Below are 23,676 nucleotides of genomic sequence, written 5' to 3'. Positions count from 1 at the left end.
CTATAAATTTTCTTTCAAAAACTCACTAATTGCCTCAAATGCCACTTGCTCATCTTCTCCCTCAATGAGAAAATCAAGCTCTTCGCCACTCTTAGCACCCAAACTCATCACAGCCAAAATCCTTTTGGCATCGGCTTGTTTGCCTTTATTGGTGATTGTAATCTTTGAGCTAAACTCTCCTGCTTTTTTGACTAGCACTCCTGCAGGGCGTGCGTGAATCCCTTGAGGATCCTTAATGATATGTTTAATTTCTTTCATTTATTTTCTCCTTCTTCCAAAATCCTAAAATCAATGCCCCAATGACGCTTCCTATCAAAAGGGCAAGGCAATAATAAAGCACATTCTCTACCACAGGGAAGACAAAAATCCCTCCATGAGGTGCCATAAGGGCACAACCAAAATACATTGAAAGCCCACCTGCAATCCCTGAACCAATCATACAAGAGCTAAGCACTCTAAGTGGATCACTTGCTGCAAAAGGGATTGCCCCCTCAGTGATAAATGAAAGCCCCATCACATAATTGCTCAATCCACTTTTTTGCTCTGAGGGAGTAAATTTGGTCTTGAAAAAAGTAGTAGAGAGTGCAATCACAAGTGGAGGCACCATACCACCTACCATTACAGAGGCCATTACATCAAAATTGCCTGAAGCAATGGAAGCCACACCAAAGACATAAGCAGCCTTATTGATTGGTCCTCCCAAATCTGTTGCCATCATTGCACCAAGCAAGATTCCTAGCAAGATTTTCCACTCTCCATTCATTGAGTTCAATCCCTCATTTAAGAGCGTATTGACAATACCCACAGGGGGTTCTATGACAAAAATCATCACAAGTGAGGTAATCAAAATCCCCAAAAGTGGGTAGAGCAAGATTGGTTTCATTCCATCAAGACTTTGAGGGAGGAATGAGAGTGCCCTCTTTAACCCTAACACAACATATCCTGCCAAAAATCCTGCCAAGATTGCACCCAAAAACCCTGAAGTTCCTGCTTTTGCAATCGCTCCACCGATAAATCCTACTGCAAGTGCTGGACGATCAGCAATGCTTAGAGCGATAAATCCTGCTAGGATTGGAAACATAAAGCCAAAAGCCATTCCTCCAATATCCATAAAGAATTTAGAAATTTCGTGGTTGCTTCCAAAGGATTTTTTCACTTCTTCACTAGCATTAGCCAAATCAATAAAATATCCATCGATTAAAAAAGCTAGTGCAATTAAGATCCCACCTCCCACGACAAAGGGAAGCATATAAGAAACCCCATTCATCAAATGCTTATAAAGTGTATGTCCCAAAGAGGGTTTTGCCCCCTCTTCTTCTCTCACTTCTTCAAAATCTTTTGCTCCTTGATAGATTGGAGCATTTGGAGCTTGAGTGATTAGCTCTTGGGGGCGTGAGATTCCCTCTGCTACTTTGACAAAAAGCACTCTTTTTCCCTTAAATCGCTCTAATGGGACTTGAGTATCAGCTGCGATAATGATTGCTTCTGCATTTTTAATCTCCTCTTGGTTTAGCTCATTTTTTGCCCCACTAGAACCTCGAGTTTCTACTTTGATTTCAATCCCTAGCTCTTGGGCTTTGTTTTCTAATGCTTGGGCTGCCATATAGGTATGAGCAATTCCTGTGGGACAAGCTGTAACAGCCAAAATCTTAGCATTTTCACTCTGCTTTCGCTCTATTTTTTGCACTCCTTGAGCTTCATCAATGATTGAACTAAACTCTTGAGGAGTTTTTGCTTCCAAAAGTTTAGCGACAAAATCACTTTGCATTAGGAGTTCAGAGAGTTGGCTTAAAATCTCTAAGTGTGCTTCATTTTTGCCCTCAGGTGCTGCAATCATAAAGAGCAATTTCACTTTTTCACCATCTAAAGAATCAAAATCCACTCCATCAGGGAATATCATTGCTGTAAGAGAGGCATTTTTTACACTTGAGCTTTTGGCGTGTGGGATTGCTATCCCCTCTCCAATGCCTGTGCTACCTTCTTCTTCACGCTTTAATACTGCTTGCTTGTAGGCTTGAGTATCCACTAGATTACCACTTTTGCTCATTAGCTCCACTGCTTGGGTAATCGCCTCTGCTTTGCTCTCTGCCTTTGCATTTAGGCAGATGCACTCTAGGTTTAGCAAGTCAGTAATTTTCATTTTTCCTCCTTTAATTGCTTGAGTAGCTCTATGACTCTCTCTTGCGTCCCAAACCCCTCTGAATACGCACTTGCACTTCCACTTGCAACAGAATAGTAAAATGCCTCCTTCAGATTGTGGGTTTGGAGAAATCCTGCAATAAATCCTGCAACCATACTATCTCCTGCACCCACAGAATTGATAAGTTTTCCTTGTGGAACTTTGAGTTTATAGACTTCTCTCTCTTCACTCAAAAACACTGCTCCCTCTCCCCCCAAAGACACCAAAACATTTTTAGCTCCCCTTATTTGAAGCTCTTTTGCACACTCAATCACTTCAGCACTATCTTTGAGCTTTTTACCAAACATTGCTTCAAGCTCTGCTTTGTTGGGCTTGATAAGAAATGGAGCATAAGGGAGGGCAAGGTTTAGCACCTCTCCTCCCACATCTAACACGACTTTGGCTTTGCATTCACTCATCACTTTTGCATAAAAATCACTCCTCATTCCCTTTGCCAAACTTCCTGAAAGCACCAATATATCATCTTCTTGGATTGTTTGGAGTTTGCCTAGAAGCTCTGCAATCTCTTGGTGTGAGGGGATTGCTCCACTTGCATTGATTTCGCTCTCTTCTTGAGCTCTGATTTTGACATTGATTCTACTTGCCCCCTCTTTGACATTGACAAAATCACTTCTAAAACTCTGCTCTTGCAATCTTTTAGCAATCTCTTCTCCACTAAAACCTGCCAAAAATCCTAAAGCGATTGAGGAGATTTTAAAATTTTGAAGCATTAAAGAGACATTGATTCCCTTGCCTCCAAGCATAAAAAATTCGTTTTTGGAGCGATTTGTTTCTCCAAGCTTTAGACAATCAAGCTCTAGATGATAATCAAGTGCAGGATTTAAAGTCAGTGTATAAATCAAAAACAACCCTTATATAGAAAAATCACTAAAGTTTATTTTACTCAAAACTTGCCTAAAAACGCTCAAGTTTTTTCTCAATTTGCTCAACTCTTTTGCTTAATCCTGCTGTGGCATCAACCTCACTAAGCAAAACATACAAACAAAACATTCCAATCACCAAAGTCAAAAACACACAAAAAATCGAGATTTTTAATGCCCTTTTAGCAATATCTTCCATCTACTCTCCTACAACACAAGATAAAATCTTTAGCATATTCTCCTCCCATTGCAAAGCAAAGGGATTGATTTCTACTAGCTCAACTTTGGGATTAGCCACAATAGCTCTAACCTGCTTTCTCACATCAAATGGGGTGATTAAAACCATTTTGAGCTTTTCTTGTCTAAACTTTTTTAACTCTTCTTGATTTTTCAATGATAAATATTGCAAATCAAAGCTCTTAGCAAATCCTGCCCAAGTATCTTGAAAACCTGCAAAAATCTTAGGTGTAGTAGGGAGTGCTAATCGTTGCTTGATTTTACCTTCAAACTCTTGAAGCTCTTTAAGAAAACTCTCTAAATTTTCTTTATAAATTTTGGCGTTTTTTATATCTACACTTCTGAGGATATAAGCAATTTTTTTGGCTTGTTTTTTGAGTGAGGGGATAGAGAGCCACTGATAGCAAATTGCCTCTTTACAAGCATTATCACTAAGGTTTAATACCCTCAAAGAAGGATTGGCATTCTCAAAGCGTTTGAGCCATTTTTTCTCAAATGGAATCCCTGAGGCGACATAGACACTTAGATTTTTTATCATTTTTACCTGTGTGGCTGTGGGTTCAAAAAATTTGGGATTACGAGCTTGAGGGACTAGCACAACCACATCAACAAACTCACCTCCAATTTTTTTGACAAAATACTCTTGCACAGGCACACTCACCCCAATCTTTACTCTAAAATCCTCTACTCCAAAAAGGACACAAAACCCCAAAAACAAAAAACAAACTAATCTTTTCATTGTCCCTCTTGCATTGCTTTATATAAATCATTTACAAGCAAAACCCTATCTCCTAGAGTTTTGCGACTACCCCACGCACCATTGTATTCATTGGCAGGTTTGAGTGTAGTGATAACCACTCCTCCCAAACGATACTCATCTTTTCTCCAAAAATCCCCTGCCATTACACTCCACGCACTATGAGCCACAATCGCCCTACCCTCTTTGTCTTCTCCTAAATACAGCATTATATGCCCTTTGAGATAAAGCACACTTCCAAAAGGCGTGGCATTGGCTAAAAGCACTTTTTCTTTCTGTAAAGAATCAAGATTGGCTAGGTTGATTTGGCGTGTGCCAAAATTGCCTTGAGCATATGAGTTTCTTGGGAGATAGAGAGCAAAATTACTAAAAATATCACGAATAAAAGCTGAGCAATCTCTCTCTTCATACAATCCTCCCCAACCATATTGTCGCCCCATCATCGCATTGATATACTCTGCGACTTTTTCTTGAGAGAAGGCTTGAGGGAAAGTGTCAAACTCACTTAGATTGATTGCAGTTTTTTCAATCCTGAGCTTTCCATCGCTTTGGCGTTTGTAGATAAAAATATTGTTGTTTTCAGCGAGTGCAAAGAGTTTGCCTATCCTTGCTTGGGTTACATAATCCCCTCTCCAATCTTTGATAATACTCTCATCATTTTTGGGGACAATAAAGTGTTTGAGAGAAGAGAGAGTTTGGGCTTGTTTGGGAGAAACAAGAGCAAGATGACTGACATCTACCCAACCATAGACAAATTCGGTTTGGATATGAGCATATCTCTTGCTTGTATCATAATGAGTGATTAAAACAGGTGTGCCATAAAAAATCATAGAATTTTGCCACCGATCAAAAGGGAATCCATTGGGTTTAGAAAGTCTTGGATGCACACTTGGCACAGCTCTCACATCACAATCCTTAATCACGATTGCCATTTGAGTGGCATTGGGATAAAGTGGAATTTGCATATCTTGGAGAATCTTTTGTGTCATTTTTGGGCTAATGGGTTTGAGATTCTCCCCATAGCCTAGATTTTTCTCTAGTGAGCTTTTGATCCAAAACACTTCGGCAATATTTGGATTGGGAGTAAGCCCTAGAAATGGGGCAAAAAACTTCTTAAGATAATTCTCTTTCAATCTCTCTACTTCTTGGGGGGAGAGAGGTGGGGTGCGAGTTTTGGGGAGATAATCAAGAGCGTTTTGCGACATTTTTAAATCAGCAATGCTTTTGTTTCCTTGAGGACTATCAGAACAGCCCACAAACAACAAAAGCACAAATAAAAGACTAGCAAAGACTCTCATATACTTCCTTACAAAATCCAAACTCCAAAATTCCCTCATCTACAAGAATGGGGCGTTTAATCAAAGTGGGATTTTGGCTCATCACCTCTAGCAATTCACTCTCACTCAAATCTTTTTCTTTGAGATTGAGGGCTTTATAGGTTGTGCCTTTTTTGTTCAATACCTTCTCAATCCCCCTCTTCTCTACCCACTCTTTGAGAAGCTCTAGACTTGGAGGATTTTTTTTGTAATCCACAAATTCATAAACCACTCCCTTGCTATCTAAAAAATCTAATGCTTTTTTCACACTTTGACAATTTTTTATCCCAAAAATTTGCTTCATTTCCCCTCCTTGATACTCTCTAGCAGGTTTTTCACTCCCTCACTAATCATCACATACACCCTCTCAAATCCTTCAAGTCCCACATAATAATAAGGATCAGGCACATCTTCCCCACCAAAGCCAAAATCTCCTAGTTTTTTAATTTTTTCTTTGCTAAATCCACGCTCTAGCAAATCCTCATAATTTTGACTATCCATACACACAATCAAATCAAAGCTATCATCTTTGGGATAAGCAATAGGGCGACTTGTAATGCCCTCTAGTGAGATATGGTGCTTTTGTGCAATCTCTTGTGTGCCCTTGCAAGGCTTCTCTCCTCTATGATACCCACTCAATCCTGCCGAATCAAAGACTACCCCTCTCTCAAGGTGGCGTGCGATTCCCTCAGCCAAAGGTGAGCGACAGATATTGCCAAGACAGACAAAAAGCACACTTTTTATCACAAGCTCTCCTTTACTCTTTTGAGAAGTCCTGCTGTATCTAGCCCTAAACTCTCCTCAATCAAAGCCGTTTTTCCGTGTGGGATAAACTCATCTTTTAGCTCAAAACTCTTCAGTGCCACTCCTTTAATCTCTTCTTGAGCGATAAATTCTAGCAATGCACTCCCTACCCCACCAAGCAAATAACTATCACTGAAGACAAAGATTTTGCCATATCTTGCAAAAAGCTCTTTTAACCCCTCACTATCAAGAGGCTTGAGGAATCTCAAATCCACCACTCCTGCTTCTATCCCCTCTTTTTGCAATTCTTGAGCCACTCTATAAGCTCTACCCACTCCATTGCCATACCCTATAAAAGCAATCTCTCTCCCCTCTTTTAAAATCTCCATTTTTCCTAGAATAAACTCCTTGCTCTCAAACTCATCTCCTAGCACAAACTCCCCTCTAGGATACCTAAAAGCACTTGGAGAGCTAGAGTGAGAATAAGCAAAATCAACTGCACTCTTCAAACTCTGCAAATCTCTTGGAGCAAAAAGCACCATATTTGGCACACTTCTAAGATAAGCAATATCAAAAAGCCCTTGATGAGTTTCCCCATCTTCTCCCACTATCCCTGCTCGATCAAGAGCAAATCTCACAGGAGAGTTCATAATCCCCACATCGTGGATAATGCTATCATAGGCTCTTTGCAAAAATGTAGAATAGATTGCCACAAAAGGCTTAAGCCCCCTTTGAGCCATTGCAGAGCTTGAAGTTACTGCGTGTGCTTCAGCGATTGCCACATCCCAAAAACGCTCAGGAAAAGCTTCCATTAGCACACTCATTCCTGTGCCACTAGGCATCGCCGCTGTAACACCTACCACACTCTCATCACTTTGAGCAATTTGCTTTAGTCTTTCTCCAAATACTGAAGTTGGACTTATGCTTTGAGATTTTTTCAAGCTCTCTCCACTCTCCAAATCAAATGGAGAAACTCCATGCCATTTCTCAAACTGCCCTTCTGCGATTTTATATCCTTTGCCTTTGGTGGTTTGAGCGTGGATAAGCACAGGAGCTTTCATCTCTTTGGCTTTTTTGAGCGTTGAGATAATCTCTTCAATATTGTGTCCATCAATAGGTCCAATATAGTTCAATCCCAGCTCTTCAAACAATACCCCCGGAGTAATGAGTTTAAAAGATTCTTCAAATTTTCTAGCCATATAAGTGGCACTATCAGGCATTTTTTGTAATATCTTTTTTATCCCACCTTTTACTCCTTGACAAAAAGGAGAGGCAATGGCTTGAGAGAGACAGCGAGAGATTGCACCAATGGGCTTACTGATACTCATTTCATTATCATTGAGGATAATAATCATGGGATATTTTCTCTCTCCTAGCTCATTGAGTGCTTCATACACCAGCCCTGAACTCATCGCTCCATCGCCAATAAGCACCACAGGAAGACCCTCATTCCCTGAAAGACTGAAACTCTTAGCCACACCCACACCTAGTGAAATTGCAGTAGAGCTATGTCCTGCGATAAAGAAATCCGAGCTTGATTCTTTGGGGTTTGGAAATCCACTAATCCCCCCAAAACTTCTCAAACTCTCAAACTCTTCCCAACGATTGGTTAAAAGCTTATGAGCGTAAGCTTGGTGTCCTACATCATAGATAAAAGGGCATTGAAGATGATTGAAGACTTGATGCATTCCCACAATCAAATCCACAGCCCCCAAAGCCGAGCTTAGGTGTCCTCCTTTGCGAGAAACAACATCTAAAATCCTCTCTCTCAGAGATTGGGCGATATTTTGAAGACTTTGAATATCCTCATTCCCCAAAACTTCTTTATAGCTATAACTCATTACAGCCCTTTGTCCTCTAAAATAGAGCGTTTGAGGTTTTTGTATCTTGAGAGGATTGTCCCATCAAAATTTCCCAAAGCACTTGAGATAATCACACCTCCACGCGACACCAAAGGATCAGGCTCAAAGTGGATTTTGTCAGCTTGGGGGAGCTTTTCTTGAAGATAGGGCAAGTCAATAGGATTGGCTTTGAGCGTGATTTGAGAGCTTTGAGAGATTGGCTCTAGGAGTTCTTGAGCGATATGATATGCAATTTTATGGCTTTCTTCTTGCACTTCTTTGATGATGACTTCTTTAGCTAAATCTAGTGCAATACTGCTTAGCTCTCCCTCTAGAGCTTTGATCCTCTCTTGGGTTTGAGTAATAACCTCTTGAATATTATTGAGTGCATAAGCAAGGGATTGTTTTTGATTATCAAGTTCAGATTGCATACTCTCTTTTGCTCTATTTTCTCCATCAAGCAACCCTTGCTCATAGGCATTTTTTTTGATTTCTTCTTGAATCTGTCCTTGCTGATTTTGCTCAAAAGCTTGGATTTGAGCTTGAAGGGATTGAAGTTGGGTTTTAATCTGAGAGTTTTCAGACAAAACCTCTTTAAGAAGTTCTTGAAGGATTGCAAAATTCTCACTATTGCCCTCACTTGGAGGAGTATAAATCCCACTCTCTTCCATTGCAGGGGCGATTTCAGCTTCAAGCTTTTTATCCATACTTCTAAACTCATACTTTTTGATTGTGTGTTTTTGATGATCTGTTTCTGTAATAAAATTGCTATTCATTATTCAACTACCTCGTCTCCATCACCGATTTGGATTAGTCCTTGCTCTGCTAGAGCTTGAACCATTTCAGCGATTTTTCTCTGTGCGGCTTCTACATCTTTGAGTTTAACCGCTCCTAAGTATTGCATCTCCTCGATAAACTGCTCTGCTGCCCTTTGAGACATATTGGAAGTAAATTTGGCTTTGAGCTCTTCTGTGGAAGTTTTGAGTGCCAAAGTCAAATCTTTCTTATCGACAACTTTAAGAATCTCACGGATTGCAGTGTTATCAAGGTTGATAATATCATTAAATGTAAACATCATCTCTTTAATCACACTTGCCAAAGACTTATCCACTTTCTCAATATGCTCAATTGTAGTAACAGCAGCTTTCTGTCCCAATTTGTTGAATACTTCTGCCACAGTTCTTGGACCACCCACCTCGATTTTGTAGCTTGTGAGTGCATCAAGTCGATTTTCAAGCACGGTTGAAACTCTTTTGACAATGTTTGGAGAAATATCCCCTAGATTTGCCATTCTTATAGCAATTTCAGCTTTGACATCATCAGGGAAATAAGAGAGTGTTTGAGCCGCACTGCCTGGATCCATATGTGCCAAAATCAAAGCCACAGTTTGGGGGTGTTCGTTGATGATGAAGTTTGCAAGTTGTTGAGGTTTGACTTTGGCAAGATAGCTGAAGTTTTGAGAGGTTTGCATAGTCTTGCTGAGTTTGTCAATGATTCTCTTAGCTTCATCGTGTCCCAAAGCTTTGGTAAGAATCTCTCTAGCATAGTCAAATCCCCCTGTGCTAATGTATTGGTTGCTTTGCAAGATTGCAAAAAACTCTTCCATTACTGCTGCACCAATAGCTCTATCTGTCCCATTCATCAATGCAATATGGCGTGTAACCTCTGTTACTGCTTCAGTATCCAAGTAATGCAAAATATCACTTGTAATATCCTCTCCCATTTGCAAGAGCAAAATCGCAATTTTCTCTGACATTGAGAGGTCATCAAATTGTGCCTTTTGGCGAGGTGTTAAAGTGCTTGCCATAATCTTGCCTCCTTAATTCTCTGAATTATCCATTTTTTGCATTCCATTCTCTAGCCCTAGCTCATCTGTGATAAGGCGTTGGAAAAGTGCTGCGATTTCTTGAGGTTTCTCAGAAATCATATCTCTCATTCTCTCTACCAAGACATCGTATTTGATATCTTCTTCATTGAAGAGCGAATCCCCACCTAATTGCTCCTCTACTCGCTTTCTCATCTCACTGAGGCGACTGTCTCCACCTTTGACCTCCTCATCATCAAGTTCAGAGCCGATAATATCTTCTTCGTCTTCTTGATTGGAAAGCATTTTCTCCACAAAAGGAGTAATAACCTTTTTGTAGAAAACATAAGCGATAAGCAAAACAATGAGGTATTTGAGAATTGGCAAGAACGGATTTGTGTATTTCTTGACACTCTGCACGATATTATCCCATTTATCTTCAGGCTTATAGGTTTGAGTCGTGCTATTTAGCTCAAAGTTGCTGACTGAAATCTCATCTCCCCTAGCCTTATCAAATCCCACAGCTTGTCTAGCTAGAGCATTGATTTTATCCATACTCTCTTGAGGAAGTGGGATATATTTGAGTTTTTCTACTCCATCTGTATCAACTTTTTCATAACTTCCATCAACCACCACTGCCACGCTCAATCGCTTGAGAACTCCAAACTCTCCTTTGATTTCAGAAACTGTCTTGCCTACCTCATAGTTTGTCGTATTGGTGGATTTCTCATATTTCTCTCCCCCTTGACTATCAAGCCCTTGCACAGGTCCGATATTGCTCACTACCCCCGGAACGCCCCCCACTTCTTTGGGTTTGACACCCTCACGCTTCTCTTCCAAACTCTGCTCACTTCTTACCACATTGTTGGGATCAAAGCTCTCTTGTGTGCTTTTGGTTTGGCGAAAATCAAATTCAGCCGTTACCTTAGCCACTACCCTATCTTTCCCTCCCACGATTGGAGAGAGGATATTGACGATTTTTTCTTCTAGGGTTTTTTCATAATTAGTCTTATATTTCATCTGCATATTGATGACTTTTGCCAACTCCCTAGAAGTAGCTTCTTCGGTGTTTTCTCCCAAAGTTTCGCCATTTTCATCAACGATTTTGACATTTTCAGGAGTGAGGTTTGTAATCGCTGCTGAAACAAGGTTTTTGATTCCTAGCACTTGCGAGGGGGAAAGCACCATATTTTCTCTAATCTTTACCACGACTGAAGCTGTGGGGGGTGTGGCTTTATTGACAAAAACGCTATCTTTGGGCAATGCAATATGCACACTTGCCTCTTCAATAGGCGTGAGGGATTGAATCGTGCGTGAAAGCTCACCTTCAGTAGCTCTCAAAAATTTGATTTTTTGATCAAAATCTGTCGCTCCAAAATCTTTAGTATCAAAGATTTCAAACCCTACTTTTGAGCTTTTGGGAAGTCCTTTACTTGCTAGGGCGATTCGTTGCTCATAGACTTGGGCTTTGGGGATTAAAATCGTATCTTCTTTGGGGAGTTCATAGGGGATTTGAGCCTGTTGCAAATGCTGAACGATTAAGGCACTATCGCTTGGATCAAGCTTATCAAACAATACTGCATAGCCATTGCTTCCTGTATCGCTTCCACGATTGGTAGAAAACACAATCAAATACGCCAAAAATGCAATGACTGCAAACACACTTGCCAAAATAACAATTTTTTGCTTTTTGTTAATTTTGTTGTAAATATCTCTAATCTGTTTAAGTAACGCCCCTATATCCAAAGCAAATAACCTCTTTATATAGTATTTAGTTTTTCAAATCAAGTATTCTATCCAAAAAACCTTTTTTGAAATGACAAATTAGCTTAAGATATAATAACCTTGATTAAAAAATTTAAATCACTACAAGGAATTATGATGAATTACGATCACATTTTCAGAGAATACGACATTAGAGGGATTTTCCAAAAAGACCTTAGTCAAGAAGTTGTCTATAAGATTGGCTATGCACTTGCTGATGTGCTAAAAAGCAAGGGTGAGGACTCAATCAATATCGGCTATGATGCAAGAGTGCATTCCCCTATCCTTTTTGGGTGGCTCAAAGATGGATTACAAAAGAGGGGAATCAAAGTCTATGATATGGGGCTAATCCCCACTCCTGTGGCATATTTTTCAATCTTTTGTGGCAAATATGCGACAAGTTCAGTGATGATTACAGGCTCTCACAATCCTGCTGAATACAATGGATTTAAAATCACTTTAGCCAAAGAGCCTTTTTATGGCAAAGAGATTCAAGCCCTCAAAGAAGCTATCTACTCTCTTGAAATCTCTCATACTCCAAGCGATATTGAGATAGAGAAGATCGATGTGTTGAGTGAGTATATCTCCTATCTAAGTAAGCATTTTAGCTCCCTCTCAAATTTCCCTTATCCTATCGTGGTAGATTGTGGAAATGGTGTGGCAGGAGTGGCACTAGAGCCGATTCTAAGAAATCTCAATATCCACTATACCCCACTCTTTGTCGAGCCTGATGGCACTTTCCCCAACCACCACCCTGATCCAAGTGAAGAAAAAAACCTTCAAGATGTCAAAAGAGTGATGAAAGAAAGGCATATCCCTCTAGCCCTAGCCTTTGATGGCGATGCAGATAGAATCGCACTTCTTAGCACTAATCACAGCTACAAAGGAGATGAGTTAGCTATCCTTTTTGCAAGAGCGATTGCCAAAGAGATTGCTCCCAAAAAACCTATCATCATCGGAGAGGTCAAATGCTCTGCTCTAATGTATGAGGAGTGCAACAAAGTCGGCTCATCTGTAATGTATAAAACCGGACATAGCAACCTCAAAGTCAAACTCAAAGAGTTAGATGCTTCTTTGGCTGCTGAGATGAGTGGGCATATTTTCTTCAATGATAGATATTTTGGCTATGATGATGCCATTTATGCAGGGCTTAGAGCATTGGAGCTATTTTTGCACTCAAGTGTAGAGGAAGTAGAAGATTCTATCCTCTCTTTGCCCAAAGTGTATTCAACCAATGAGGAGAAAATCCCCACAGATGAGGAGAAAAAATTCCCCCTCATTGCCAAACTCCAAGAGGCTTTGCAAACCCCACCAAGCACATTCCCCAAAATCTTAGAGATTGTCAATATTGATGGAGTGAGAATCATTTTTGAAAAAGGCTGGGGGCTTGTGAGGGCAAGTAATACCACTCCTGTGCTTGTTACAAGATTTGAGGCTCAAAGCCAAGAACTCCTAGAGCTTTACAAATCCCAAACCCTAGAACTCCTAGAGAGCCTAAAATAGAGGGATTTATCCCTCTGTGGGCTTAAGTGGAAGCTCTGTATTAAGTGGCTTTGGAGTCGCACTCTCCCCAAAGCTAAATCTTGCTCCGATATTGATTTGATAATCCGTGTTAATCTTCCCTCCAAAGCTAGTTTGAAAATCCACATATACTCTAGTATTGTCTTTGATTGCAAGATTTGTTCCGACATTTAGCACCCCTCTGCTATCGCTACTTAAAGCACTTTTCTTCAGTGTCTTCTCCCCCACATTTGGAGTAAGCTCAATATCCCCACCACTTAGATAATCATACTCATAAGATAGTCCTGCATAAAGTGAGGCTTGAATATCTTTGCCTTGAGTAAATTGCTTGAAATCATAGCCCACCATAGAGCCTATCCTAGCTCTAAGCATTAGCAAAGAATCTGCTTTGGCATCAAGATAGAAGTCCCCTGCCACTTGAGTAAGATCAGAGCTTGAGTAATACCCTAGCCCTAGCTCTGCTTGAGGTGTGATACTCCACTCTTTGCTCTCTCCTAGAGTGAAGACATAGCCCACTTCTTCAGAGAGGGAGAGGGCGTAGTTATTGACACCTAGACTTTCAGTAGTGGAGTTATTTGTGAGATTGAAATCACTCATTAGATAAGAAAACTTAGCAATACTATCGCTATAAAGCCCATTATCGCTGACATAGGCATTGTATAGAGCCAATTCAATGGAATTAGAGAAAATATCTGTAATCTCTCTGCTTTGAAGGGCGTCTTTGGCACTTGAACTCATTTCAGAGATTGAAAATCCATAAGAAAACGCCACTCCTAGATAATCTCTAGCATTCTCTAGCCCAAAGTCATAGTCATATCCTGCTTGGAGTGTGGTGTAGTTGTTTTGAGAGCCTAGTCCAAAATCATTGCTAAGCTGTCCGTTGAAGATTCTCCCCCACGCTCCTTGGCTGTAAGGATTATCTCTCAAATCCCCCATTCTTTTATTCAGAGAGTTGAAGTTTGCAAGGAACAAATCATAATTGAGTGCAAAGACTGAAGAAGTAACTTCTTGAGTCGCAGAAGCAACCCCCATATCACGAGCCGAGCTAAGGAAGTAGGTGGTGTAGGTGTTGTCTTGGGAATTAGCCTGTATGATTCCTTGCTCATTTGTTTTGATTTTTTCAAAAGAAGTTTCAATAAGATTAAACCCTAGCAATGAGCCACTTAAAGCATTAAGGGTTACATTTGAATCATTAGCAACTGTCGCTACTGCGATATTACCTTTTGTGGTTACATCGCCCTTTTCTCCATTACCACTTGGAGTATAGGATATGCGATCAAGATACCCCCTCATTGGGAGACTAATAATAATACCAAGATTATGTGTTGTTGGTGTATTGCTGTCTTGGGAAGAATGAATAAACAATCTATCTGCATAAGTATAGATTCCGTTCTTGTCTGCCTGAATATCTTGCCCATAACTCCATTTTATCTTTGAAGCATCATATACAATTTCCTTTTTTGAAATATTGGCATAAACAATAAAATTCATTCCGTTGCCCGAAATCCCAGTATCAGCAACACCCTTCTCTCCAATTTCAAGAAATGTAAAGTTATTCTCTCTTGGCAACAACATATCCGTATAAATAATTTTGTCACTAATTGTTAGCAATGGAGCAAGAGAGATGTAATTTCTATCGGCTTTTACGTCCAACCATTTCATTTCAAAAATACCAACTCCTCTAGCTGACACATCGGCAACCAAAGAAAGTTTATTGTCTGATGAGGAAAATGTAAAAGTAACATCTTTAAGATTTGAGGGGGTATCCAAACTACCTTCTGTCATATTTTCATTTTGAAGCACGACAAATGAATTTCCCTTAAAATTAAAAACAAAATCCGTTTTTGTCACTAACAGCTTATTGTTTTCAAAAAGAGATACAAGTCTTGCTGAAGAATCTTGAAAAACAAACTCGACAGAACCAGTTGAATTATTTTTTAATTCAACACTTTCCACATCAAGCTCTGCTTTATTTGAAGTGTCAGAAAAATTATTAAAATTAAAAATTGTTTTTCCACTCCCAGAATTAGTAATATACAAATCAGGATTGCTCTGAAGTGCCGAATTATCAGAAAAATTAAAAGTCAAGTTTCCATTTTTGTTCTCAATAACAAAATTGGCACTATTTCCAATCATTAACAATGTGTGTTTATTAAGATTAAATTCCATATTTCCATCATTAAGCATTTTTGTGTCTGCTGTCATTCCGTAAAGTACATAATTGTTTTTGTTGTCCTTAGTAGCACCATTATCACTAAAATTAAACACAACCCCTCCACCAGATTGTGTTTGAATAACTTGAGAATCGGTATTTGTTGCAGAACCAAAGTTAAGAATCTGTCCTTGCCCCACACCTGCACCCTGAAAGTCAAGAGTGATTTTTGTTCCACTTCCTGCTTTTATTCCTCCATCAATATGAGCAGTTTGAACTCCTAAATTGAAAGTAATTGTATTATTCGTACTATTAGCTTCATATACACCACCACTTGGTGCAAAAGTGTTGTTTGTACTCTGAGTACTTGTATTTGAATTTGTATCAGAAAATATCACATTGTTACTAGAATCAACACTTACACCTGAGCCATTACTTGCTTCAGCACTCACACCAAGCAATACTGCTAAAGCTGATGAGATAAGTATCTTTTTCATTTCTCTTGGGGGGGGGGGCATACACCTTTTTGATTTCTCATAAATCCTCCTTGAATCTTTTATCTTAAAAAAGATAATTATATCCAAGTGTGAGGATTTTATGAAATGAAGTTAATATTTTCTTACTCAAAATCCCTAATAATCGCTCCCAAATCCACACCCCTCATCTCTTTGGAAGCACATTTTTGATAAATCCCCTCTGAACCTTGTATCAAGTCTTGACTTGAGATTCCATGAGCGATAGATATCCTAGCTTCCAAAAACGCACTTAAATGATCGCAAAACTTCAGAAACTCCCCACACACAGGATCTAGCTCATCTTTATCAAACTCTCTCAAAAACTCCTCTCCACTCTCAATATAAATAGGAGCAAAAGAAGAATCAAGCTTATAGCGATTGCTAAATTCATTTTGTGTAAAGTATTCAATATCTGCAATGACATTGGGTGGGACATTGGCTAGGATTTTCTCCTGCACTGCTTCTCTCTCAATCCTCTTAATCTGCTCATCAAGCCCCTTGACATTGTGCTTGATTGGGGAGATAATATCACGCGTTAGGATTTCAGGCAAATCGTGGAACAAGCCACAAAGGAAGTGATTTAGTCGCATTTGCTTACACACCCCCAAATCAAGGCTAAGTAGATACCCACTCATCGCCACTACAAGCGTATGTCCTAGCACACTTGTTTCAGGCACTCTTGGAGTCTGACTCCAACGCTTTTGAAATCTCAACTGCCCAAACATATCTATCACTTCTTTGCTTTTCTGATATAGCACAATCTCACTCATTCCTGCAAGATGATAAAACTGCTCTACCTCACAATCAATAATCTTTTTGATATTTTCCACACCATACATTTTGGGATTGAAGTTGTAGATGATATCAAATTCCCATTTGGAAGCATAGAAGTGTGAAGCCCTCAAAATATCTACTTCTAGGCATTTTGGAGGGTTTTTGAGATACTCTTGAAGTGAAGTTAGCAACCCATAAGGCTCTAAATCCTCTCTCAAAGCTTCCACTACAAATTCAGCCAATTCGTTGCGATGATGTTTTTGAAGTTTATGAAACACAGGGGGTTTGATATCAGTGAGAACCATTCTCTCAAAAAACTCAAAACAAAAAAAGCAAATCAACTTCTCCCAGTCGATTTCTGCCCCATTGCGATACTCTTCAAATCGTGCAAGGAAGTAGGCGATTACCATTTTGTGGGCTTGTTTGTCAAGCTCGACAAACTCCACAGGACAAGCCTGATCATTCCACCTTCGGATTGAAGCTGAAACAAAGATTTTTCTTAGAAGTGTAGAGCTAAGGCGTGGGGTTTTAAGAATCTTATCTTCCATTGAAAGCCTCATCAATCTTTTGGCAAAGGTAGTGAATGATTAAGATATGCATTTCTTGGATTCTTGGAGTGTTTGCACTAGGGATTACGATATTTGGCTCACACCATTCATTCATCTCTCCCCCATCTTTGCCACTCAATCCCACACAATAACACCCTCTTTTTCTCCCCTCTCTTAGGGCGTTGATGACATTTGCTGAATTTCCACTTGTAGAGATTGCAAAAATCATATCATCACTTTTGGCTAGTGCTTGGACTTGGCGTGAGAATATATGCTCAAACCCATAGTCATTGCCAATAGCACTTAGAGCTGAAGTATCCGTGCTTAGTGCGATTGCAGGAAGTCCTATACGCTCTACTTTATATCTACCTGTAAGCTCGGCACTAAAGTGTTGAGCATCTGCTGCACTCCCACCATTTCCACAGATGAGGATTTTCCCTCCACTTTTTAGCACCTCTACACATCTTTGAGCCAAAATGTCAATCTTTGCTCCCATTTTTTCACTTGTAAGCTGTGCGACTTGTATATGTTCTTGAAATTCTTGCATTCTCTATCCTTTGATTTTTTTGATGATATTTGTCGTGCTTTTGCCCTCGACAAACTCTAGCAATCTCACTTCTTTTGCAAACTCACTTCCTACCACTTCTTTGCCCTCATAGTCTGCCCCTTTGACTAAAATATTTGGAGAGATTTCTTTGATTAGCTCATAAGGGGTTAGCTCATCAAAGATAATCACAAAATCCACACATTCTAATGAAGCCAAAAGATAAGCTCTGTCTTCTTGGGGATTGATAGGGCGTTCCTCTCCTTTGAGGGCTTTGATTGAGCGATCAGAGTTTAACCCCACCACCAAAATATCGCCTAGCTCTTTGGCTTTTTGCAAATAGCTCACGTGTCCTTTATGCAAAATATCAAAACACCCATTTGTGAAAACGATATTTGCGTTTTGAGGCAAATCTTTGGGAGAAGAGAGGATTTTGCTCTCCACTCCATTATCGCAAGAGAAAAGATAAATCTCCTCTTGTGTGGCTGTGGCACTTCCTACCTTTGCTACTACCACTGCTGCTGCACTATTGGCAAATTTGCACGCCTCCTCAATGCTCTTGCCTTGAGAGAGTGAGAAGCAAAGTGAAGCAATCACAGTATCCCCTGCCCCTGTTACATCATAGACTTCTTGAGCTAGGGTGGGGAAGATTTTTAGCTCTTCATTCTCTAAAATCCCAATCCCATCTTCACTGAGTGTGATGAGAGGATAAGCTAGATTGCATTGTGTTTTGAGGAAATTAAGTGCCAAAAGGAGAGTTTGAGGGTTGTTGATTTCAATCCCTGTGGCTTCTTTGGCTTCTTTTTTGTTGGGTGTGAGGAGCGTGGCATTTTTGTATTTACTATAATCGCTTCCCTTTGGATCACAAAGGATAATCTTTTGGTGTTGATTGGCTAGAGCGATAAGCTCTTTTGTCATCTTCTCACTCAAAACTCCCTTGCCATAATCTGAAAGTATCACACCATCAAAGCTCTCTATCTCTTTGACAATCCTCTCAAACATTGCAGATAATACCTCGCTAGAAACCTCGCCCTTATCTTCTCTATCCACACGCAAAATCTGCTGATTAGATACCAAAACCCTGCTTTTTTGAGTGGTTTGTCTTTGGCTGTCTTGATAGATATGAGTTATCCCTATGCCTAACTCTTTGGCTTGGGAGAGCAACTCTTCTCCTGCTCTATCTTCTCCTATCACACCACAAAGCTCAACCTTTGCCCCCAAAGAGATGAGATTGTGAGCCACATTGCACGCACCCCCTAAGCGATTTTGCTCTTTTTTGACTTCTACTACTTGCACGGGAGCTTCAGGGGAAATCCTAGAGCAATCTCCTAGAATATAATGATCTAGCATTAAATCCCCTACGACTAGGATATTGGGAGTTTTTAGAAGCACTTTTTCTCCCTTGCATAAATTGCTCTAATCTCAGGCATATAATCATCTATCCCCTGCTCTAGCTCAAATCTTGGAGAATATCCCAAATCCTTGATAGTGAGGCTAATATCTGCCTCTGTGTGGTTTTGATAGAATGTATAGGGATTGTCAATATATTCTACTTCAAACTCTCCTAAATGGTGTTTGATCCTCTCTACAATATCATTAAAGCATCTTGCCTTTCCACTTCCTACATTGTAAATCCCACCTTTTTTGGCTTCCATTGCCAAAACATTGGCTTGAACCACATCTTCAATATAGACAAAATCCCTCTTTTGCTCTCCATACTTGAAAAGTCGCACTTTTTTATTGTGCATTGCTTGGAGTGAGAGTTGCAAAATCATTGAGGCTGTTTTGCTTTTGTAAAACTCTCTAGCTCCATAGACATTGAAAAATCTCATTCCAATGATTGGAGCTTGGGGATTGGATTTGAGAATACTTCTCACGCTTTCATCCATACAAAGCTTTGAAAATCCATACACATTTTCAGGCACTTCTCCCTCTCCGATACGATTGGGGGCAGGAGAGTTACCATAAGTCCCTGCACTTGAGGCATAAATCATCACTCCTCCCTGCTTTTGAGTAAGCTCTAGGAGGTGGAGGAAATTGTCGTGGTTGGTTTGCATTACAATTTCTTGATTTAGCACGGTTGTATCAGAGATTGCGGCTTGATGAAAGACATAATCAAACTTGATTTTTTCAAACAATCTGCTCATCGCTTGAGTGTTGTTGATATTTTCACAAATTGTATGCCCTTTGAATCCCATAAGATTCTTGAAATGCCCCAAAGACTTGAGATTGCCACTTGGAAAAGTCTCATCATTTCTGAAGCAATCTAGCACATAGATATTGGCTTTGGGGTGATTCTCTTGAAAATAAAACGCCAAAGCACTACCGATAAATCCTGCACCACCGGTGATGAGGATATTTTTCCCTTCTAATTCATTGTTGATATATCTCATTTTTAGTTCTCCTTTTCTTCAAAAGTTTTGATTTGTGAGAGTGCAATCGCCCATTTGAGATTGTCTATCTCTTTAAACTCCGGTTTTTTGAGTGAGAGATAAAACTTCTTACCAATCCCCATTTTTTGGGCGGCTTGCATATCTGTATCTTTATCTCCTATCATAATGCTGTTTTCAAAGTCGATACCAAAATCCATATCTGCCTCTTCAAACATTCCCACTTTGGGCTTCCTGCAATTACACCCCTCTAAATGGGGGCAAAAATACACCTTATCAAATGCAAAGCCAAGCTTGGATTTGATACTCTCTTGCATAAACTCTGTGAGTTTTAAAAAATCATCAATAGAATAATACCCTCTTGCAATCCCTGATTGATTGGTAACAATCAAAAGCAAGTATCCTTTGGATTTGTAAAAAGCGAGGAGATCAAAAATGCCTGAGTTAAACTCAAATTCATTTTGAGAATACACATAGCCCTTATCGATATTTACCACTCCGTCTCTATCGAAAAAAACTGCTTTTCTTTTCATTCTACCTCCTTAAAAAAGTTTCACTCCCTTATAAATCGTATAGATTCCAAAAAGAATCATAACAATTGAAGAGAGCTTGAGAAAAATTTGCTTTGCTCTTGAGCCTAGCAAAAGAGAGGAGAGAATCCCTGCTAGGAGCATAGGAAATAAAGTCGCTACCCCAAAAATACCCATAATCGCCACTCCACTCCAAACTCCACCACTAGCTAGAGCAATCAAAGCAAAATAATAAACAATCCCACAAGGCAAAAACCCATTGAGTAAGCCCAAAAGAAAAAAACTCCCCAAACTTTTTGAAGTATAGATTTTAGCAAAAAAAGCCCTAAAGCCTTTTGTTTCTGTAAATGAGGGTTCGATTTTGCTCAAAAATTTGGGAGAGAGAAGCATAAAAGCACCAAAAAGAGAAGTCAAAATCCCAATAAGAATCAACGCCCCTCCTTTGGTGTAGGGATTGATTTCAAACACTTTTCCTGCTCCTCCACACAATGCTCCTATCACGATATAAGAGCTTATGCGTCCAAGATTATAGAGGAGATTGCAAGGGAGAGGGGGGAAGGAATTTTGGGCGATTTTGGTATTCATTGCCAAAACAATTCCCCCACACATTCCAATACAATGTCCCAAAGCACTCCAAAAAGCAATATTGAAAATAAGGAAAAAATCAAGCTCCACTTATTTCACCTAAAAAGCCCCTTCAATAGCTTCATCTAGCAATTCTTGGCTTTTTTTCAAACCTTCAAGTCTTATATCTTGAGCTTTTTTCTCTACATTTTTTGGGGTTGAACCTTGCAATTCTTGAGGTTGCAATCCGTGAGGCATTTTGACGAACACATCATTATAGTTTTTGCCCCCTTTTTTGTAGCGGATATAGATTTCTCCTGTTTGGTTATTGTAAAGATAGGTATCACTCTTATCTGCAAACATTACCCACTCTGCAAACAAAGGCGAAATACACGCACACAAAAGTGCAACTTTAAGAATTTTTTTCATAATAAACCTCCATAGCTTTTTGCATTCCATTGAAAACTAACATTTCATTGTAAATGCTATTTTTAAAAAATTTGGAAAAAAACTTTCCATCTCCCCCTGAAAAATAGATAATTTTACCTTTGGAAACCTCTTGGATAAAATTAACAATACTCTTAAGCATTCCAAGACTAATCGCCTCTTTGGTGTTTTGTGGCATCAAATCTAGGTCAAGGGATAAATCAGGCATTATGCGTAATCTCTCTGAAATGCCAGAAAATAGTCTTAGATAGCTTGCAATCCCTGGCAAGATATATCCTCCTAAATGCATACCATCTTGCATAATATCAATCGTAATCGCACTCCCTGCATCAATCACCACCCCATCACTTATGGTTTGACACGCTGCAATGCGATCAATCCCCAACCCCCTATAAGCTGTATCAAGGGTAAAATAAGGAGCAAGATTGATACTTTGAGGGCAAATATTTAAAAGAGCTTCTAAGTTTTTGTTGCTTACACTAATATAAAAGATTTTATCTTCTCTCTTGCGTAAGATTTTTTGAGGAGATTCTTTCCATACTCGCCCCTCGTGGTAGAAATGCAAAAATGTGTTACCAATATCACACAAAATCATCACTTAAACTCCAAAATATCCTTTTCATAATAAAGCTTATTGCCTTGAGAAAAGACATTTTCTTCTCTTGAGATTCCAATCTTATAAATCAAAGGAGTAAAATCTTTCAGATTAACTTTGATAAGATAGCCTGAACCACTCTCTAGCACACTCAAAAAACCATCAGTGATATTGATAGCTGAGAAAGTCGCAAACTGAAATTTGAGCTTTCTTAGAGGTTTGAGCGTAAAATCAAGCTCTTGTATTGAGCCATCAAGTGTGGTGATATAGATGAGATTGTTAAACACTTTAAGATCTCTCACTTCTGCCTCATAGTTATATGTGCTTCCTGCATAAATACTCAAAATCTTTTTGGCTGTGGCAAAAAGAGAGAGATTGGAGCTAACTTGAGCAAAGATTACATTATTGAAAAATGGAGCTGAATCAATTACGATTGTTTTCTCCACTTCAAGACTTTTCTCTCCTACCACCATCACGCTTCCATCAAGCATAGGATAATAAATCATTCCACCAAAAAACACAGGAGCTTGAAGCATTGAATTTACTGCGATTGCTGAATTTGATTTTTTGCTAAAGATTTCTTTTTGGCTTGGGATATCATAGAGATAGATTGTATTCTCATTGCTTACCACTGCAAGTTGATTGCCTGAAATACTTGCACTCACAGGGCAGGAAGGGAAAGAAAAGCTCTGAGTTACACTCCCTTTCTCATCATAAAATCTCAAAGTATTACAATGAGAAGTAATGAGATAAACTCCACTGCTATATCCGATAAATGTTTCACCCTCTTGGAGCTTGAAGCTACTCAATCCATCGCTTGAGAGGATTTGAGAGTTGTGAAGCAATGCCCCACTTTTGTTGGTTTCTACCATTTTAGATGGGAGTTTTGAGGTAAAAGAAGCCTTGCCATTGACTTCAAGGGGTTTGAAATATTCTTTTTGAGAGCAACCCCAAAAAGAAAAAAAGAGCAAACAAGCACAAAGCGTGTGCTTATTGAGTGATACCATAATGCCCTATCCTTAAAGCAAAATCTTTGAGTTCAGAAGTATTGGCAATCGCATTGAGTTTATTTAATGCTTGAGGATAATCTTTTTTGCTTACAAGCAAATATCCCTCTTGCAAAAGTGCCAAATCGCTAAATGCCCCCTCTTTGAGAGAAGTGAAATTCTCTGTGATTGAAGCCACTTCATAGTCTGCATAAGTGGCGATAAAGGGGTTTTTGGAGCTTTTCATTTGCTCTAGCTCTTGGGTGTTGTTGTTTTTGATTGCATAAGAAAATCTCATCATCTCATAAAGTGGAACATTTTCTTTCTTTAGCTCATTCCACGCACTCTCATCTTCAATATTGCTTTGAATCTTCTCCATTAAAGCTGTGCTTTTTATCGCTTTTTGCTCTTTGAAATAATCACCTGCATAAAACCACGCAATCCAGCCTAAACCTGCCACAATAAGGGCGATAAAGAGGAATTTGTATTTTTTGATAAATGCCTCAATCCTAAACACACTCTCAAGCATTTTCTCATCGCTTGAAATCTCTTCTTTGACAACTTGTAAATTTTCTTTGATACTCATT

Annotated in this window: 24 protein-coding genes; 1 reads left to right on the top strand and 23 read right to left on the bottom strand. The window is 39.4% G+C overall.

Annotation, left to right across the window (positions count from 1 at the left end):
• From CQA58_RS01125 to fliF, 12 genes are read right to left on the bottom strand one after another with little or no spacing between them, the layout of a single operon-like run.
• Positions 1–258, bottom strand: a complete 258-nt coding sequence (locus CQA58_RS01125) for an HPr family phosphocarrier protein (RefSeq protein ID WP_115568867.1) — start codon at positions 256–258, stop codon at positions 1–3.
• A complete protein-coding gene (locus CQA58_RS01120; RefSeq protein WP_115568866.1) occupies positions 245–2,140 on the bottom strand; it encodes a PTS fructose transporter subunit IIABC in 1,896 nt (631 codons plus the stop codon). The genes CQA58_RS01125 and CQA58_RS01120 overlap by 14 nt, the downstream gene beginning before the upstream one ends.
• A complete protein-coding gene (gene pfkB, locus CQA58_RS01115) occupies positions 2,137–3,042 on the bottom strand; it encodes a 1-phosphofructokinase (RefSeq protein WP_115568865.1) in 906 nt (301 codons plus the stop codon). The genes CQA58_RS01120 and pfkB overlap by 4 nt, the downstream gene beginning before the upstream one ends.
• Before the next feature lie 52 nt (positions 3,043–3,094).
• Positions 3,095–3,259: a DUF5408 family protein gene (locus CQA58_RS08175; protein WP_170126709.1), complete on the bottom strand. Its 165-nt coding sequence runs from the start codon at positions 3,257–3,259 to the stop codon at positions 3,095–3,097.
• A complete protein-coding gene (locus tag CQA58_RS01110; RefSeq protein WP_115568864.1) occupies positions 3,260–4,036 on the bottom strand; it encodes a metal ABC transporter solute-binding protein, Zn/Mn family in 777 nt (258 codons plus the stop codon).
• Positions 4,033–5,352 (bottom strand): SH3 domain-containing C40 family peptidase, encoded by a 1,320-nt coding sequence (locus CQA58_RS01105; protein ID WP_170126708.1) that lies wholly within the window; start codon positions 5,350–5,352, stop codon positions 4,033–4,035. The genes CQA58_RS01110 and CQA58_RS01105 overlap by 4 nt, the downstream gene beginning before the upstream one ends.
• Entirely contained in the window at positions 5,336–5,674 is a 339-nt protein-coding gene (locus CQA58_RS01100) for an arsenate reductase family protein (protein ID WP_115568862.1), read from the bottom strand. The genes CQA58_RS01105 and CQA58_RS01100 overlap by 17 nt, the downstream gene beginning before the upstream one ends.
• Positions 5,671–6,117, bottom strand: a complete 447-nt coding sequence (locus CQA58_RS01095; RefSeq protein WP_342767768.1) for a low molecular weight protein-tyrosine-phosphatase — start codon at positions 6,115–6,117, stop codon at positions 5,671–5,673. The genes CQA58_RS01100 and CQA58_RS01095 overlap by 4 nt, the downstream gene beginning before the upstream one ends.
• Entirely contained in the window at positions 6,114–7,955 is a 1,842-nt protein-coding gene (dxs, locus tag CQA58_RS01090; RefSeq protein ID WP_115568861.1) for a 1-deoxy-D-xylulose-5-phosphate synthase, read from the bottom strand. Before dxs ends, CQA58_RS01095 begins: the two co-directional genes overlap by 4 nt.
• Positions 7,955–8,731, bottom strand: a complete 777-nt coding sequence (locus CQA58_RS01085) for a FliH/SctL family protein (RefSeq protein WP_115568860.1) — start codon at positions 8,729–8,731, stop codon at positions 7,955–7,957. Before CQA58_RS01085 ends, dxs begins: the two co-directional genes overlap by 1 nt.
• A complete protein-coding gene (fliG, locus tag CQA58_RS01080) occupies positions 8,731–9,762 on the bottom strand; it encodes a flagellar motor switch protein FliG (protein ID WP_115568859.1) in 1,032 nt (343 codons plus the stop codon). The genes CQA58_RS01085 and fliG overlap by 1 nt, the downstream gene beginning before the upstream one ends.
• Positions 9,763–9,774: 12 nt before the next feature.
• On the bottom strand, positions 9,775–11,505 hold the full coding sequence (gene fliF, locus CQA58_RS01075; protein ID WP_115568858.1) for a flagellar basal-body MS-ring/collar protein FliF: 1,731 nt from the start codon (positions 11,503–11,505) through the stop codon (positions 9,775–9,777).
• 135 nt (positions 11,506–11,640) lie between these two features.
• Here fliF and CQA58_RS01070 point away from each other — a divergent pair, with 135 nt between their 5' ends.
• Entirely contained in the window at positions 11,641–13,026 is a 1,386-nt protein-coding gene (locus tag CQA58_RS01070) for a phosphomannomutase/phosphoglucomutase (RefSeq protein ID WP_115568857.1), read from the top strand.
• Positions 13,027–13,032: 6 nt separating this feature from the next.
• Here CQA58_RS01070 and CQA58_RS01065 read toward each other — a convergent pair whose 3' ends face one another.
• From CQA58_RS01065 to CQA58_RS01015, 11 genes are all read right to left on the bottom strand, one after another.
• Positions 13,033–15,693: an autotransporter outer membrane beta-barrel domain-containing protein gene (locus CQA58_RS01065; RefSeq protein WP_170126707.1), complete on the bottom strand. Its 2,661-nt coding sequence runs from the start codon at positions 15,691–15,693 to the stop codon at positions 13,033–13,035.
• 122 nt (positions 15,694–15,815) lie between these two features.
• Entirely contained in the window at positions 15,816–17,033 is a 1,218-nt protein-coding gene (locus CQA58_RS01060) for an HD domain-containing protein (RefSeq protein ID WP_115568855.1), read from the bottom strand.
• Positions 17,023–17,580 carry a D-sedoheptulose 7-phosphate isomerase gene (gene gmhA, locus CQA58_RS01055; RefSeq protein ID WP_115568854.1) on the bottom strand — a complete coding sequence of 186 codons (558 nt, stop codon included), beginning with the start codon at positions 17,578–17,580 and terminating at the stop codon, positions 17,023–17,025. The genes CQA58_RS01060 and gmhA overlap by 11 nt, the downstream gene beginning before the upstream one ends.
• Positions 17,581–17,583: 3 nt before the next feature.
• Entirely contained in the window at positions 17,584–18,969 is a 1,386-nt protein-coding gene (gene rfaE1, locus CQA58_RS01050; RefSeq protein WP_115568853.1) for a D-glycero-beta-D-manno-heptose-7-phosphate kinase, read from the bottom strand.
• Positions 18,960–19,970 (bottom strand): ADP-glyceromanno-heptose 6-epimerase, encoded by a 1,011-nt coding sequence (rfaD, locus tag CQA58_RS01045; protein WP_115568852.1) that lies wholly within the window; start codon positions 19,968–19,970, stop codon positions 18,960–18,962. Before rfaD ends, rfaE1 begins: the two co-directional genes overlap by 10 nt.
• Before the next feature lie 2 nt (positions 19,971–19,972).
• Complete coding sequence (locus CQA58_RS01040; RefSeq protein ID WP_115568851.1) at positions 19,973–20,500, bottom strand: D-glycero-alpha-D-manno-heptose-1,7-bisphosphate 7-phosphatase; 528 nt, start codon at positions 20,498–20,500, stop codon at positions 19,973–19,975.
• A 9-nt stretch (positions 20,501–20,509) separates the two neighbouring features.
• Positions 20,510–21,172 (bottom strand): sulfite exporter TauE/SafE family protein, encoded by a 663-nt coding sequence (locus tag CQA58_RS01035; RefSeq protein ID WP_115568850.1) that lies wholly within the window; start codon positions 21,170–21,172, stop codon positions 20,510–20,512.
• Between the two features lie 9 nt (positions 21,173–21,181).
• Positions 21,182–21,490: a hypothetical protein gene (locus CQA58_RS01030; protein WP_115568849.1), complete on the bottom strand. Its 309-nt coding sequence runs from the start codon at positions 21,488–21,490 to the stop codon at positions 21,182–21,184.
• Positions 21,474–22,103, bottom strand: coding sequence for a type III pantothenate kinase (locus CQA58_RS01025; protein WP_115568848.1), 630 nt, complete (start codon positions 22,101–22,103; stop codon positions 21,474–21,476). The genes CQA58_RS01030 and CQA58_RS01025 overlap by 17 nt, the downstream gene beginning before the upstream one ends.
• A complete protein-coding gene (locus tag CQA58_RS01020) occupies positions 22,103–23,110 on the bottom strand; it encodes a hypothetical protein (RefSeq protein WP_115568847.1) in 1,008 nt (335 codons plus the stop codon). Before CQA58_RS01020 ends, CQA58_RS01025 begins: the two co-directional genes overlap by 1 nt.
• Entirely contained in the window at positions 23,094–23,675 is a 582-nt protein-coding gene (locus tag CQA58_RS01015) for a hypothetical protein (protein WP_115568846.1), read from the bottom strand. The genes CQA58_RS01020 and CQA58_RS01015 overlap by 17 nt, the downstream gene beginning before the upstream one ends.
• Position 23,676 lies beyond the last annotated feature (1 nt).

This window comes from Helicobacter brantae, from assembly GCF_003364205.1.
Taxonomy (GTDB): Bacteria; Campylobacterota; Campylobacteria; order Campylobacterales; family Helicobacteraceae; genus Helicobacter_G; species Helicobacter_G brantae.
This window is presented reverse-complemented; position numbering and strand designations above follow the sequence as displayed.